The organism is Dorea acetigenes (assembly GCF_025567385.1).
GTDB lineage: Bacteria > Bacillota > Clostridia > Lachnospirales > Lachnospiraceae > Claveliimonas > Claveliimonas acetigenes.
Genome location: NZ_JAOQJU010000009.1, coordinates 80,212 through 95,929, shown reverse-complemented (window position 1 = coordinate 95,929; position 15,718 = coordinate 80,212). Strand labels below are relative to the sequence as shown.

General features: G+C 46.3%; 14 protein-coding genes. 4 read left to right on the top strand and 10 right to left on the bottom strand.

Translation table 11 applies throughout. The annotated features are described in order from the left end of the window. Positions 1-13 precede the first annotated feature (13 nt). From OCV99_RS09365 to OCV99_RS09330, 8 genes are read right to left on the bottom strand one after another with little or no spacing between them, the layout of a single operon-like run. The gene (locus OCV99_RS09365) at positions 14-2,194 is read right to left on the bottom strand and encodes a DNA topoisomerase III (RefSeq protein WP_158370068.1); all 2,181 of its coding nucleotides are present in this window, start codon (positions 2,192-2,194) and stop codon (positions 14-16) included. A 10-nt stretch (positions 2,195-2,204) separates the two neighbouring features. Beyond that, entirely contained in the window at positions 2,205-3,710 is a 1,506-nt protein-coding gene (locus OCV99_RS09360) for a GNAT family N-acetyltransferase (RefSeq protein WP_158370028.1), read from the bottom strand. Between the two features lie 30 nt (positions 3,711-3,740). Continuing rightward, positions 3,741-4,982: a competence/damage-inducible protein A gene (locus tag OCV99_RS09355; protein WP_158370026.1), complete on the bottom strand. Its 1,242-nt coding sequence runs from the start codon at positions 4,980-4,982 to the stop codon at positions 3,741-3,743. 1 nt (position 4,983) lies between these two features. Further along, positions 4,984-5,526, bottom strand: a complete 543-nt coding sequence (pgsA, locus tag OCV99_RS09350) for a CDP-diacylglycerol--glycerol-3-phosphate 3-phosphatidyltransferase (RefSeq protein ID WP_158370024.1) — start codon at positions 5,524-5,526, stop codon at positions 4,984-4,986. Then, positions 5,523-6,848: a 30S ribosomal protein S12 methylthiotransferase RimO gene (rimO, locus tag OCV99_RS09345; RefSeq protein ID WP_158370022.1), complete on the bottom strand. Its 1,326-nt coding sequence runs from the start codon at positions 6,846-6,848 to the stop codon at positions 5,523-5,525. Before rimO ends, pgsA begins: the two co-directional genes overlap by 4 nt. 60 nt (positions 6,849-6,908) lie before the next feature. After that, complete coding sequence (rpoZ, locus tag OCV99_RS09340) at positions 6,909-7,151, bottom strand: DNA-directed RNA polymerase subunit omega (RefSeq protein ID WP_158370020.1); 243 nt, start codon at positions 7,149-7,151, stop codon at positions 6,909-6,911. 3 nt (positions 7,152-7,154) lie between these two features. After that, a complete protein-coding gene (gmk, locus tag OCV99_RS09335) occupies positions 7,155-7,775 on the bottom strand; it encodes a guanylate kinase (RefSeq protein ID WP_158370018.1) in 621 nt (206 codons plus the stop codon). 27 nt (positions 7,776-7,802) lie between these two features. Next, positions 7,803-8,684, bottom strand: a complete 882-nt coding sequence (locus tag OCV99_RS09330) for a YicC/YloC family endoribonuclease (protein WP_158370016.1) — start codon at positions 8,682-8,684, stop codon at positions 7,803-7,805. Positions 8,685-9,001: 317 nt separating this feature from the next. On the opposite strand from OCV99_RS09330, the gene OCV99_RS09325 reads away from it, so the two are divergent. Further along, entirely contained in the window at positions 9,002-10,741 is a 1,740-nt protein-coding gene (locus tag OCV99_RS09325) for an Rqc2 family fibronectin-binding protein (RefSeq protein ID WP_158370014.1), read from the top strand. An 11-nt stretch (positions 10,742-10,752) separates the two neighbouring features. Here the strand turns inward: OCV99_RS09325 and OCV99_RS09320 are convergent, their stop codons facing one another. Both OCV99_RS09320 and pheA read right to left on the bottom strand, forming a co-directional pair. Beyond that, positions 10,753-12,039, bottom strand: a complete 1,287-nt coding sequence (locus OCV99_RS09320) for an ATP-binding protein (RefSeq protein WP_158370012.1) — start codon at positions 12,037-12,039, stop codon at positions 10,753-10,755. 20 nt (positions 12,040-12,059) lie between these two features. Further along, positions 12,060-13,190: a prephenate dehydratase gene (gene pheA, locus OCV99_RS09315; RefSeq protein WP_158370010.1), complete on the bottom strand. Its 1,131-nt coding sequence runs from the start codon at positions 13,188-13,190 to the stop codon at positions 12,060-12,062. Positions 13,191-13,717: 527 nt separating this feature from the next. Here pheA and OCV99_RS09310 point away from each other — a divergent pair. The 3 genes from OCV99_RS09310 (at position 13,718) to OCV99_RS09300 (ending at position 15,609) form a co-directional block, all read left to right on the top strand. Next, on the top strand, positions 13,718-14,104 hold the full coding sequence (locus tag OCV99_RS09310) for a putative ABC transporter permease (RefSeq protein WP_158370008.1): 387 nt from the start codon (positions 13,718-13,720) through the stop codon (positions 14,102-14,104). Between the two features lie 134 nt (positions 14,105-14,238). Further along, positions 14,239-15,156 carry an aspartate carbamoyltransferase gene (gene pyrB / locus OCV99_RS09305; protein ID WP_158370006.1) on the top strand — a complete coding sequence of 306 codons (918 nt, stop codon included), beginning with the start codon at positions 14,239-14,241 and terminating at the stop codon, positions 15,154-15,156. Between the two features lie 12 nt (positions 15,157-15,168). Next, a complete protein-coding gene (locus OCV99_RS09300) occupies positions 15,169-15,609 on the top strand; it encodes an aspartate carbamoyltransferase regulatory subunit (protein WP_158370004.1) in 441 nt (146 codons plus the stop codon). The last annotated feature ends 109 nt before the right edge of the window (positions 15,610-15,718 follow it).

The following is a 15,718-nucleotide window of genomic DNA, read 5'->3' as shown; positions in this document are numbered from 1 at the left end:
GATTGACTTACTGTTACTCCTCCAGTTTTATCTTTGCAAATGCTTCTGCAAATGCCAAATTCACTGGTTCGTCTTTTTGTTTATTCAGATATTTCTGGACATCCCGCTTGCTGACTCCGGCGCCTTCCTTCTTTCTTCTTTCCTGGAATGCGGATAACTTTTCTTTATGTCCGCAGGAGCAGACAAAGGTCTGTCCTTCTCCCTTTCCGCGGAGCATCATCTTTTTATGGCAGACCGGACATCTGGCATTGGACACTCTGGCAAGAGTCTCTCGGTGTCCGCATTCTCTGTCCTGGCACACCAGCATCTCTGCTTTCTTGCCTTGTACCTTTAGCATCCGCTTGCCGCACACCGGACATTTTGTATTAGTGAGGTTCTCGTGACGGAAGGTGCCTTCTCCCGCTTTGATTTCTTCAATCAGCTCCTCTGTGTAAGCGGTGATTTCTTTCATAAATGTTCCCCGCTTTTTCTGTGCTTTTGCAATTTGGGATAACTGCATCTCCCAGTCTGCCGTAAGCTCTGGCTTTTTTAAGTCTTCCGGCACAAGGTTCAGAAGCTGTCTTGCCTTCGCTGTCAGATGGATTTCCTGTCCTTTCTTTTCTAACAGAAAACTGGAAAATAGCTTTTCCATAATATCCGCCCTGGTTGCAACGGTTCCCAGTCCGCCTGTCTCTCCCAGCGTTTTTGCCTTCTTCTTATCGTTACTTTCCATATAGGCAACCGGATTCTCCATGGCTGAAAGCAGTGTACCTTCATTAAACGGAGCCGGAGGCTTGGTCTTTCCCTCGGTTACCGTCATGCGAAGTACCGTAAGCTTATCTCCCTTTTTTAACTTTGGGAGCATCTGGCTTTTTAATTCCTCCTGCTCTTCTTCCTCCACATCTTCCTGTTCGTATACCTCCCGCCAGCCCGGGCTCTTTACAACTCTTCCCTGAGCTGCAAAAGTTTCATTGCCAATCATGGCCGTTATCTGTGTCTGCTCATATTCAAATGGCGGATACAAAACTGCAAGAAATCTTTTCACCACCAGATCATATATCTTTCTTTCCTCATTTGCCATGTGCGAAAGCTCCACAAATTGCTCTGTGGGAATGATCGCATGATGGTCGGAAACTTTCTGGTTATTTACGAAAGCCGCTTTCTCTGAAACGGGCTTTCGCATCACCTTCCCCGCCAGTCTGCGGTAGGGTCCTACTGCAATTGCTTCCAGACGGTCCTTAATGGTGGGAAGGATATCTGTGCTTATATATCTGGAATCTGTTCTCGGATAAGTCAGCACTTTATGGTTCTCGTAGAGACGTTGCATAATGTTCAGCGTTTCTTTGGGAGAATAGCCGAATTTCTTGTGGGCATCCCTTTGCAGCTCTGTCAGATCATACAGAAGGGGTGCACCGCTCTTTTTCGGCGTCGTCTTCACCTGTTCGACGACGGCATCTTTCCCCTTTAATTCCCGGAAAAGAGACTGTATTTTTTCCTTATCAAAAGAACGGCAGCTTTTGGAACGGGAATCCTGCCATGTAAATGTCACCCCTGTTCCCACAGCCTGCAATCCATAATAACTCTTCGGTACAAAAGAACGAATCTGTTCCTCCCGCTTCGCCACCATAGCAAGGGTAGGCGTCTGTACACGCCCGCAGGAAAGCTGGGCGTTATACTTACAGGTCAGCGCTCTCGTCGCATTAATTCCTACCAGCCAGTCTGCTTCGGCTCTGCAAAGAGCCGCATCATAAAGAGGGTCATATTCGTGCCCGTTTTTCAAATGGCTGAACCCTTCACGGATTGCCTTATCCGTCACCGAAGAAATCCACAGCCGTCTAATAGGCTTTTTATTTCCCGCTTTTTCAAGAATCAGCCGTGCTACCAGCTCCCCTTCTCTTCCCGCGTCTGTTGCGATTACAATGTCTCCTACGTCCTTTCGGTGGATCTGGCTTTTTACCGACTGATACTGCTTCGCCGTCTGCTTAATCACTTCATATTTAAATTCTTTCGGCATCATGGGAAGGTCTTCCATCTTCCATTCTTTGTATTTCTTATCGTAATCTTCCGGATCGGCAAGAGTTACCAGATGTCCAAGCCCCCAGGTCACAATATACTGATTTCCCTCAATCGCGCCGGAAATATTTTTCCCGCATTTCAGCACCCGGGCAATATCCCTTGCCACAGAGGGTTTTTCTGCAATTACCAATGATTTCATATACTTCCCCTTACTTTCCGGACACCAGATTCCAGAATCCACTGTCTGACTGATATGGTACAATGTCTTCCATGTCAAACGGCGCTGTCACCCATGCATATCCCTGGTCGTTTTCATCATCTGCCGGATAGTCGAAGGAAAATCCGATTTCGATTCCTTCTGCATCCACGAAGAAATTGTCTGAATAAACGCCTGTCTCATCTTCGCCGGACAGACATTTTTTCAATGCATCATTATCTAATTCCGCCAGCAGCTCATCATTATCCGCCTCATCCCGCATTTCATCCAGCCAGTCGGCAAGAAATGCATCATCCAGCTTCACGATGTCCTTCACTGTGTAAATTGTTCCATCCTTCAAATTGATATTCAAGGTACGGAGTCTTACGTGAGTGTCCTGCTGGCTTCCTTCATAGCTATAATCCTGGTAGACAACACTCATAAAATCGGCAGACTGATAGCAGACCTTGTATTCTACAAAGCTTGCCAGTACCGGAGATTCTTCGGTTATAACCTTCTCTTTCATCTGCGCATCGGGATTTAAATAAATCTTCTCTGCCGTCTCCATAGCACATTCCTTCAGTTTGGCATTAATGTCGTCCTGCAGAGAACCATCCAGTCCGGTAATCTGCGGAAAATGTACCTCGAAATTGATTACTGTTTTTTTCGTGTCTTCTCCTTCATCCGTATAAACATCATCTGTCACCTGATATGTAATTCCTTCTTCTTTATATTCCGGGATTGCATCTATGCCTGAAAGCTCTTCTTCATCATTCCCGTCATCCTGAATGTCCGGAGTTTCCTGATCATACCAGTCATCTTCATTGTCCCAGCCATCACCCCAGCCGTAATCGTCCTGACCGTCATCGTTATAGTCATCGTCAGGGATTTCATAAATATGAGAGGAAGACCAATTACTTTCATCCGCTATGTCTTTTACAATACTGGATACGATCCATCCCAGAAGAGCCAGCAGCAAAAGAACACCGGCCACGATTCCGAGTATCAGAGGCAGCCTTTTCTTCTTTTTTCCGTCATCCCCGGACATATTGCCGGAGAGAACAGCTTCCATGGGAACAAAACGCATTCCGTTCGCCTTCTGCTCTGGCGCGGTTTCTTGCATCCCATAATGGCGGTAGCTTTCTACCGCTCCCGGAGCCGCATTTACAGTAATGCGATTTATTCTTAATCCCTGCACGCAGAAACGGCACATCTCCTGGTACAGTGTTCTTCCTACTCCGCGCAGCTGCCATTCTTTTCTGACAAAGAGCAGCGCAATATGACCGCCTTGCCTTAAATTCAAAGCACTGACGCCGCAAAGCTCCTGTCCTTCCCACGCGCCAAAAAATACCGTTTCTCCTTTCTGTACCCCTGGCATGACATTTTCGTATTTAATAAATTTCTGAAATTCTGCTACACCTGCCGGCTCATAGTAAGGCGCGACATCCGCCGCAAATACATCCCACACCAGATGCAGCGCCGGCAGAATCTCCTGTGCTTCCAAGATTCTGACAAACATGCTTTTCCTCCTTTTGTTCCAACAATTTTCCTATAACAATTCCTCTCTCAGTAAAGTAAGCGCACGCACAACTGCATAATCACGATTCTTCCTGCGGTTCCCGGTAAAATGGAATTCTTCCGTGCGTACTCTGCCATTCACACAACAGCCTACGTAAACCAGCCCTACTGGCTTGTCTTTTGTTCCTCCGTCAGGGCCTGCGATTCCGGTAACAGAAAGAGCCGCATCCGCTCCTGCTGCCTTCGCCGCTCCCACTGCCATCTCAGAAGCAGTCTCATAGCTGACAGCACCATATTGTTCCAGTGTCTCATGCTTTACGCCCAACAACTTTTCCTTCGCAGCATTCGAATACGTAATATAGCCTTCCTCGTAGACTGCTGAAGCTCCCGGCACATTCATCAACTGTCCGGCAAGGAGTCCGCCTGTACAGGATTCTGCCGTTGTCAGCGTCATACCTTTTTCCTTCAAAAGCAAAATCACTGCCTCTTCCAGAGTCACATTTTCATCCATTGTATAAATATTTTTCCCAAAGCGTCTGGACAATTCTTCCAACATCGGCTGCATCAGTGCATCAGCACTCTCCTCATCCGCTGCTTTTGCTGTTACACGAAAATGGACTTCTCCCGTCTTCGCATAAGGAGCAAGGGTGGGATTACTCTGTTGTTCCATCAGATCCTTCACCATCGTCTCTGCCCGGCTCTCGCCAACAGAACACACCTTTACCATCTTAGAATAAATCCCTTCCGGCTGCAGACGATTCAGATAAGGCGCGATATCACGGTCAAACATCGGAATCATTTCATTCGGAGGACCCGGAAGCAGAATTGCCGTCTTCCCATTTTCTCCTTCCAGAATCAGTCCCGGCGCTGTTCCGTTATGATTATCCACCACAACTGCCCCTTCCGGAACCATCGCCTGCTTCCAGTTATTCTCTGTAATCGGATTCTTCCGCTGCAGACGGTCAAAATATTCCTGAATCCGCTCTCTGGTGTGAGCATCCTCCTGTAATTCTCTTCCGAATACTTTCGCCGTAACTTCCTTTGTTAAATCATCCTTCGTTGGTCCCAGACCGCCGCCAAGGATAACAATATCCGAGCGGTCAAGTGCCAGCCGGATCGCATCCTCCAGACGCTCTTCGTTATCTCCCACCACACTCTGGTGATAGCAGGAGAGCCCCAGCATCGCCAGCTTCTCCGCCAGATACGCGGCATTCGTATTTACAATATTTCCCAAAAGGATTTCTGTCCCGACAGAAATCAGCTCTACTGTCATCCTACATTCCTCCCTGTGTAAGTACCTGCTTATTCTTTGCAATATAATCAATCAAAGAAACCACCGTCAATATCAAGGATACCCAGATTAGTACATTTTCAATCATAACAAAGATCCCCCCGAAATCAGCAATCAGTAGGATAATCATAAACATCTGGGATACCGTCTTAAACTTTCCCCAGTAACTTGCGGCAATCACAATTCCATTATCTGATGCAATCAGGCGGAAACCGCTGATAATAAACTCGCGCGCGATAATAATAATCACAATCCATGCCGGGAGCTTTCCCACCGGAATCAGGCAAATCATAGCGGAACACACTAACAGCTTATCTGCCAGTGGATCCATGAATTTGCCGAAATTCGTTACCAGATTCCTTGCTCTTGCAATCTTGCCATCCAGCATATCGGTAAGGCTCGCCACACAGAAAATTGCCAGCGCAATCCATTTATTCGCATCTCCTCCCAGGTCTGTCAGCATAAACAGTACAAAAAAAGGCACCATAATCACTCTTAATACAGTCAATTTATTTGGTAAATTCATTCCATCAGTTCTCCTATCAAATCATATTCCAATGCTCCGGTTATCTTTACTCTTGCAAAATCCCCGGACATCAGTTCCTCATCCGTATTTACGAAAATCAATCCATCTACATTCGGTGCATCTTTGTAGGTTCTTCCCACATAGGCATCTTCATCCGCCACCTTACCTTCTATCATTACCAGAACTTCCCTGCCAATCATATCCTCTGCCTGTTCAAAAGCAATCTCCTGCTGAAGCTCCATAATCTCTGCCTGCCGCTCTTCCTTCACCTCTTCCGGAACTTGACGGGGCATCTCGGCAGCCGGCGTATCTTCTTCCGGCGAATAGGTAAATACTCCCAGCCGGTCAAATTCCATCTGATCCACAAACTCCATAAGTTCTTCGTGTTGCTCTTTCGTCTCCCCCGGGAATCCTGTGATCAGTGTAGTCCGCAAGGTGATATCCGGGATTGCCTCTCTGAGCTTCTCTATTATAGCAATTAACTGCTCCTTTGAGGTTCTCCTTCCCATCCGCTTCAGGATTTCATTATTAGCATGCTGGATAGGAAGGTCGAGATAATGGCAGATTTTCGATTCTTCCTTCATTACCTGTATCAGATTATCGTCTATCTCTTCCGGATAGCAGTAAAGAATCCGAATCCACCGGATTCCTTTTATTCTGCAGAGTTCCCTCAGAAGCTTGTGCAGAGATTTCTCTCCATAGATGTCTCTGCCATAAAGGGTCGTCTCCTGGGCAACCAGAATCAGCTCCTTCACCCCCTGCTCTGCCAGATCCGCCGCCTCTTCCAGAAGCCGTTCCATCGGAACACTCCGGTAGTTCCCGCGTATTTTGGGGATAATGCAGTAAGTACAATGCTTATCACAGCCTTCCGCAATTTTTAAATACGCATAATGCCCGCCGGTAGTTACCAGACGTTTTGTCTCTACCAATGGAAGTGCGTCAACATCCGCCAGTTCTATGCTTACATTTCCTTCCAATGCCCCGTCTATAGCGTCCGCGATTTTATCATAGGATGTAGTACCAAGCACTGCATCCACCTCCGGAATTTCTTTCACAATTTCCTCCTGATAACGCTGTGCCAGACATCCGGTTACAATCAACGCTTTCAAAGAACCCGTCTTCTTATACTCTGCCATCTCCAAAATGGTCTGAATGCTTTCTTCCTTGGCGTCATGGACGAAGCAGCAGGTATTAATAACAATTACATCCGCCTGCGTCTCATCATCGGTTATCTGCCAGCCTCTCTTGTCAAGAAGCCCCAGCATCACTTCCGTGTCAACCAGATTCTTATCACAGCCAAGGGAAACAAATAATAGCTTCATTCGATTCCTCCCTGTATGTTTGAAAGGCAGACACCCGTATAAAGCATCTGCCTTTTCTTCTTATTTTTCTGCTTCTTCTGCAATGATTTTAATCTTACCGCTGTTCAATTCATCAATTGCAATGGAAAGCGGCTTCTCCCCTTCCTTCGTATTAACCAGGGGCATCTCTCCGTCAATAATCTGTCTCGCTCTCTTGGATGTAGCCATCACAATCGAGTAACGGCTATTTACGACCTTAGTCTCGCCTTCCTCTACGTCCTTATTCACTACCTTCATTAAATCGGTATAAGATGGGTGCAACATCTGCTATTCTCCTTTCAAATCTCTCTTTATATGTTCTGCAAACTGTAAATTACGATAACTTCTGCTGTGTTCTGCCTGGATAATCCGATGAACCTCTTCCACACATCTGTCAAGCTCATCATTCACCACATAGTAATCATACTTATCCATTCCTTCTGCTTCCTCACAGGCGCGCAGCATACGCTGCTCTATCACCTCCATAGATTCTGTGCCTCTCCCCACCAGGCGCTTCTTCAGTTCCGAAGCCGTTGGTGGTGTCACAAACAGAAGCAATGTCTCCGGGAACTTCTCCTTCACCTTAAGGGCGCCCTGGATCTCTATCTCCAGAATCACATCTTTCCCTGCGTGAAGCTGCTCCTGTACATATGCTTTCGGCGTACCATAGTAATTATTCACGTACTTAGCATACTCTATCAATTCATCTTTCGCAATCATTTTTTCAAATTCTTCCCGGGTTTTGAAAAAATATTCCCTGCCGTCGACTTCCCCTTCCCGGGGCTGCCTGGTCGTCGCAGAAATAGACAATGCATAATTATCATACCTCTGTAACAGCTCTTTCATAATGGTTCCCTTACCCGAACCGGAAAATCCTGACACTACAATAAGTATTCCTTCCTGTTCCATAAACAGACATCCTTTCTGACCTATCTCCTACTCAATATTCTGAACCTGTTCTCTTATCTTCTCAATCTCTGTCTTTAAATCAATTGCACAATTAGACACTTCTATATCATTTGCCTTGGAAAGAATGGTATTCGCCTCACGATTCATCTCCTGGGCAATGAAATCCAGTTTTCTTCCGATTCCCCCTTCTTCGGAAAGGAAGGTCTCTCGCATATGGCTGATATGGCTCTTAAGCCTTACCACTTCCTCATCTGTACAGATCTTATCCGCAAAAATCACTACTTCTGCGGCAATCCTGCCTTCATCCATCTGGGTATCTGCAAGCAGTTCCTTCACCTTCTCTTCCAGCTTTTCACGGTACTCAGCCACAATCTCCGGCGAACGATTTTCTATATAAGAAACTTTCTCCAGCATTCCTTCCAATTTACTTAAAATATCGTTCTTCAGATTCTCGCCTTCGGCCTCTCTTGTCTCTACAAACTGCTCCAAAGCGCCTTCCAGCGCTTCCTTAAGGCCATTCCACAAGGCTTCCTCGTCCGGTGCCTGCTCTTCCATCGTAAGAACCTCCGGACATCTGGAAAGTGCAGAAACCCGAATATCATTTTCCAGCCCGAAAGATTCCTCCATCTGCTTAAAATATGTAAGATACTCTTTCGCCAATGGTTCGTTATACTTTAAAGATACCTGATTCTCAGACATATCCTCATAAGTAATAAAAATGTCAACTTTCCCTCTTTGCGCATACTTCTTCAAAAGGCTCCTGATTGCGCTGTCAAAAAAGTTCAGTTTCTTAGGCATACGGATATTCGCATCCAGATATCGGTGGTTGACTCCCTTCATCTCTACTGTGAACTTACGATCTCCTTCAGTAATCTCGCAGCGCCCAAATCCTGTCATACTTCTAATCATTATTATACCTCTTCACGTTACTATTCACAGCCGATTTGAAATCCCATATGGATTCGTCGTGCTTGCACGTAAGAAGATATATGGGATTCCAAATCAGGACTGTGGAGCAGTCACCCCACCTGTATAAGCAGTCTTAGCTCCGTCAGGAGCGGGACTGGCGCATCGAAGATGCGACGAGTGCGCATGCCGGTGGGGTGCTGTGAATAGTAACCTCTTCACCTGTATTTTGCTATCCTTCATTATAATTCATTTGACATATCCCGTCAACCATCTGTATGATAGGAATAAGACACCAAAAAAGAAAGGATTGTTTAAAAATGGCTTTTGACGGAATCACTGTTGCCGCACTGGTACAGGAATTAAAACATACATTAACAGACGGGCGGATTAATAAAATTGCGCAACCGGAGACGGATGAACTTCTTCTTACAATCAAGACAGCCGACGGTATGAAGCGCCTTTCTATTTCGGCCAGCGCCTCTCTGCCCCTCATCTATTTGACGGAAGAAAATAAACCAAGTCCTATGACTGCCCCCGGATTCTGCATGCTTCTCAGAAAACATATTAACAACGGGCGGATCGTCCGGATTTCCCAGCCAAAGCTGGAACGAATTATCTATTTCCACATTGAGCATCTGGATGAAATGGGCGATTTATGCCGCAAGACACTGATTGTGGAAATCATGGGAAAGCACAGCAATATTATTTTCTGCGATGAGCAAGGCAGGATTATAGACAGCATCAAGCATGTTTCCGCGCAAATGAGTTCCGTGCGGGAGGTACTGCCCGGGCGGGAATACTTTATCCCCGACACCATGAACAAGCTTGACCCCCTCACCGTGTCCCGGGAGGATTTTATCCATACCTTAAAAACGCATCCGGCGCCTCTTGCCAAGGCAATCTATACCAGCTTCACCGGAATCAGCCCTGTGGCGGCAGAAGAAATCTGCTATATTTCCGGCATTGAATCTGCCATGACTGCCGGAGACCTGTCGGAAGACATGGGCATTCATCTGTATAACCAGTTTCATATTTACTTTGAAGCAGTAAAGCAGGGCAACTTCTGCCCGGTCATCTACTATAACCAGAATTCTCCCATAGAATTTTCCTGCCTGCCGCTGACACATTTCAGCCAGTATACAACGAAGGAAGTCTCTTCTGTCTCTCAGGTTCTGCGTACCTACTATGCTGAAAAAAATACCGTCACTCGCATCCGGCAGAAATCGGCAGACCTGCGCCGGATCGTACAGACTGCCCTGGAACGCAGCCGCAAGAAATACGACTTGCAGAGCCGCCAGTTAAAAGACACCCTGGGGCGTGACAAATATAAGGTCTACGGAGAGCTGATTAATACTTATGGTTATCATCTGGAAAGCGGCGCCAAAGAATTAGAAGCGCTGAATTACTATACCAACGAAAAGGTTACGATTCCTCTGGATCCCACCCAAACTCCGGGAGAGAATGCGCAGCGCTACTTCGCAAAATACAACAAGCAGAAACGTACTTTTGAGGCTCTTGGGGAACTCATTGAGGAAACAAAAGCAGACATTACTTATCTGGAATCCGTAAGCAATGCCCTTGATATTGCCTTAAGTGAAGACGACCTCGCTCAGATTAAGGAAGAGTTAATCCAGAGCGGATATATCCGCCGGAAAGCCTCGAAGAAAAAAGTGAAACTAAAAAGCCGCCCCTTCCACTATCTGTCCAGTGACGGCTATCATATCTATGTAGGGAAAAACAACTTCCAGAACGAAGAACTGACCTTCCACTTTGCTAACGGAGGCGACTGGTGGTTCCACGCCAAAGGGACTCCCGGTTCCCACGTCATTGTAAAGACGGAGGGCAAAGAACTTCCCGACCGGGTCTTTGAGGAAGCCGGCCGACTCGCCGCCTACTATTCTAAGAACCGTGGAAGCGACAAGGTGGAAATCGATTATATTGAGCGCAAACATGTAAAGAAGCCAAACGGTGGAAAGCCGGGATTCGTCATCTACCACACCAATTATTCCCTTGTGATAGATTCCGACATCTCCGGGCTGAAACTACTGGAATCTTGACATAAACTGCCTCACATTCCCAATAAATAATCCACAAACTGCTGGGCTGTCCTTCCTGACAGCCCGCCGTGGCTTAACTCCCACTTGTTCGCTTCTAATAAAAGTTGTTCCTCCGGCATGGTAATGCCGTTTCTTGCGGCAAGCTGTCTTACAATCTCCTGGAATTCTTTCTTGCTCGGTCCGCCAAAATAAATCGTAACGCCAAATCTTGCAACAAGCGATAACTTCTCCTGTACCGTATCGTTGGTATGAAGTTCTTCGTCCCGATCCTGCTTATCCTTAAAAGTCTCGCGGATCAGATGGCGGCGGTTGGAGGTTGCATAAATCAGCACATTATCCGGTTTACGCTCCAGGCCGCCCTCTATTACAGCCTTCAGGTATTTATACTCTATCTCAAATTCTTCAAAAGACAAATCATCCATGTAAATAATGAATTTATAATTCCGGTTCTTCACCTGCGCAATCACATCATTCAAATCCTGGAACTGATGCTTGTATACCTCAATCATACGGAGCCCCTGGTCATAATACTGATTCAGGATGGCTTTAATAGATGTAGATTTTCCGGTTCCGGCATCACCGAACAACAGGCAGTTATTCGCCTTACGTCCCTTGACAAACGCCTCCGTATTGTCAATCAGCTTTTTCTTGGCAATCTCATATCCTACCAGATCATCCAAACGGACATGGGCAATCTTCGTAATGGGAACAATCTGTGTTCCCTCTTCTGTATGTTCAATTCGGAATGCCTTATGAAGCCCCAGCTTTCCCACGCCAAATTCCTTGTAAAACTGAGTCATGACCGCCTGAAATGCTTCAATTGTGTCTGTCTCTGACAGAATTTTGCCAAGAGCACAGATTCTGTCCCGAATCCGCTTGTTAAACACACTTCCATGTTCTCCTGAACCGGTAAACTTCTGTATCATAGACAGTCCATCCGTACACAGTTCCCTCTCCATGTCTGTGAAATCATAATCAAACAACTCTTTGAAAATCGCAAAATCATGCAATGCCACCTGATTGATGCTGCCTTCAATCTCACCAACAATCTCGCAGGAAGTGCTGTAAGCATTTTCATCATTTGCTAAAAGAAATGTCAGATAATTGTGCCACAGATTTCCCTCAAATCCATGACTGACCGCCATCTCAATCATTCCGTTAATGCAGTCAAATAAAAGACTCCTTAAATCCTCTTTTTCATAATCGTCATTCTTATAATTCTCCATTAAAAATGTCATATCCATTAAAATTTGTCCCTCTTCGATATGACGGTACAGCATTAATTCATTTACTCGCATTGTATTTTCCTTCTTTTCTCTTAATAATTTCCAAGTATTTTCAGGCTCTTAGCCTCTTCCCTGAGTCCGCGGATTGCATTTTTCACAGCGCCTTCACTCATATTTCCCTCAAAATCAACAAAGAACCGATACTCCCAGGTCCGCCCTTCAATCGGCCTTGATTCAATCTTCGTCATATTCAGGTCATTATAAATAAAATGAGACAGCAGATGATACAGGGAACCGCTCTCATGGGCAACCTCAAAACAAATGCTGATTTTTTTCGCATCCTTCAGAAATATCTTTTGGTTCGTCACAATGATAAATCGTGTAGAATTGTTATCGTTATCATTAATCTTGCTGTCCAGAACTTTTAATCCATAAATTTCCGCTGCATGGGCACTGCAGATTGCCGCCTGAGCCACATCCTTTTCTTCCACAATCTTCTTAGCTGCTACAGCCGTATTCGCCACGCCAATCTGCTGCCAGTCTCTGTGCTCATCCAGATACTTAGCGCTCTGCATCAGTGCCTGTGGATGGGAATAGACTCTCCGGATTGTAGAAATGGATGCCCCTTCAACGCCCGTCAATGCATGCTCAACAGGAAGTTCAACCTCTCCTACAATATAATTTTCAAACTCCACCAGCAGATCATACATCTCCGTTACCATTCCGGCAGAGGAATTCTCAATAGGAAGTACTGCAAAATCTGCCGAACCTTCTTCTATTGCCTCCATCGCATCACGGAATGTCTGCACGTGGAAACTGTCAATATCCCTGCCAAAATATTTGAACATAGCTGCCTGAGAATAAGCGCCGTCCGTCCCCTGGAATACAATCCGCGCCCCCTCAAGGTCAAGTGCGTCCACCCCGATAAACGGCAGACGTCCCAGCGCTCCCTTCTTGGTGAGCATCTGATACTGAAGCTTCCTGCTCTGTGCCATCAACTGCTCAAAAAGCTCCGTTAATCCCTTCTTATAAAACCCATCTTCCACATCCGCAGTTACTGCGTGGAGTTTCTCAATTTCCCTGTTCTTGTCAAATACCTTTTTCCCTGTCTCTATCTTGTAGTTGCCTACCTGTCCGCAGACATCCATGCGTCTTTCATATAATTCCACGATTTGACTGTCAATCTCGTCAAGCTGCTTTCTCAGTTCTTCTAGTGATTTCATCTTGCGTCTCCTTCCTTTTCGCGGCTCTTCCGCCGCACCTACCTCGGGTACTTCGTCCCCTCGGTCTCGGCTTTCGCCTTCCCCGCGCCCTTCCGCCGCGCCTACCTCGGGTACTTCGCCCCCTCGGTCTCGGCTTTCGCCTTCCCCGCGCCCTTCCGCCGCGCCTACCTCGGGTACTTCGTCCCCTCGGTCTCGGCTTTCGCCTTCCCCGCGCCTTTTCTCCGCCGCGCCTACCTCGGGTACTTCGTCCCCTCGGTCTCGGCTTTCGCCTTCCCCGCGCCCTTCCGCCGCGCCTACCTCGGGTACTTCGCCCCCTCGGTCTCGGCTTTCGCCTTCCGCGCGCCCTTCCGCCGCGCCTACCTCGGGTACTTCGTCCCCTCGGTCTCGGCTTTCGCCTCATGAAAAGGAAGTCCGGCAAGCCTGTCTGCAAGCAGACGCTTTCCGTCCTTTCCTTTTCGCGCGGCTCATTGCTTTCAGTATAATATATTTTTTGTATAAAATCTAGGTTTCTTCTGCATACTGATTCTATGAAACATAATTTTCTTGCATGTGGGACGGCTGGCTGGTGTATGGAAATCCTTTTCACCGGTATGCGTTCTTATCAAAAAAATGAAAACCCGAAATTAATCGGGAATACGTCTATCTGGATGTTTCCCATCTATGGGATGGCAAGTCTGCTGTCTCCTGTCTGTAAATTGCTGAAGGGAAAGAATGCGGTGATTCGTGGAGGTGTTTATACATGTTTTATTTTTATTGGAGAATTTTTCACCGGTTCGCTTCTTCGCAAAATGGACGCCTGCCCATGGGATTACAGTGACGCCCCCTTAAATATCCGCGGACTGATCCGTCTTGATTACGCTCCTTTATGGTTCGGCGCCGGTTTATTATTTGAAAAAATCCTCGGCATCCATTGAAAAACTTCCTCATTTATTATAGGATATAAGATAGATGTTAGGATTGTGAAAGTGCGCAGCACGGAACCCTAAAGGACTAGCTACGCGTCGCAATCCGCAGGCATCATAGTAGAAAGATAAATGAGGAGGTTTTTATGAGACACTTAATCAGTCCATTAGACTTTTCTGTGGAAGAACTTGATAAATTACTGGATTTGGCAAATGACATCGAAGCCAATCCCAAAAAGTACGCCCATGCCTGCGACGGGAAGAAGCTTGCTACTCTGTTCTATGAGCCAAGTACCAGAACCCGCCTGAGCCATGAGGCGGCAATGTTGAATCTGGGCGGAAGTGTGCTTGGATTCTCCTCTGCCAAATCCAGCTCTGCAGCCAAGGGGGAAAGCGTTTCTGATACCATCCGCATGATTAACTGTTATGCAGATATCTGTGCCATGCGCCACCCTAAAGAAGGCGCCGCAGCCGTTGCCTGCCGCCATGCAACAATTCCGGTCATCAATGCCGGAGACGGCGGACATCAGCATCCAACCCAAACTCTGACAGATTTATTGACAATCCGTTCCTTAAAAGGACGGCTGGACAACATGACGATTGGATTATGTGGGGATTTGAAATTCGGGCGTACCGTACATTCTCTGATTCACGCACTGGTAAGATATCCCGGTATCCGATTCATTTTAATTTCACCGGAGGAGCTTCGCCTGCCAGGCTATATGAGACATGATGTCCTGGATAAGAACAATATTCCTTATGAAGAAGTCGTCCGTCTGGAAGATGCTCTTCCTAAGCTGGATCTGCTCTACATGACCCGTGTCCAGAGAGAGCGTTTCTTCAATGAAGATGATTATGTCCGCATGAAGGATTTCTATATTCTGGATGCCAAGAAAATGAAATACGCAGGTCCGGATATGCTGGTACTCCATCCGCTTCCAAGAGTAAATGAAATATCCGTCGAGGTGGATAACGATCCACGTGCCGCCTACTTCAAGCAGGTACAATACGGTGTGTATGTCCGTATGGCACTGATATTGACACTATTGGAAATCGAAGTATAGGAGGAGAATCATATGGTTGAGAATACATTGAATGTCGGTAGTATTTCCGAGGGTTTTGTACTGGATCACATTCAGGCAGGCCGCAGCATGGATATTTATAAATACCTGAAATTAGATAAACTTGACTGCTGTGTTGCAATTATAAAAAATGCCAAAAGCAATAAGATGGGAAAAAAAGATATTATTAAGATTGAATGCCCGATAGATTTCATGGATCTGGATATCCTGGGATTTATCGACCACAATATTACGATCAACATTATCAAAGATGAGAAGATCGTAGAGAAGAAAACTCTGAAGCTTCCAAAACAGATTACGAATATCGTCAAGTGTAAGAATCCAAGATGTATTACTTCTATTGAGCAGGAGCTGGATCATATATTCATATTGACCGATCCCGAAAAGGAAGTATATCGCTGTAAATACTGTGAGGAAAAATACGAAGGACATTAGAAAAGATTGCGCCTTGTGCGCAATCGCCGCGCGCGAGCGGACTGTAACACAGTAATTTCCTTTCCGCGAGCTGCGCATCCCGCGGAGCGTTTTATGATATAGGAAAGTA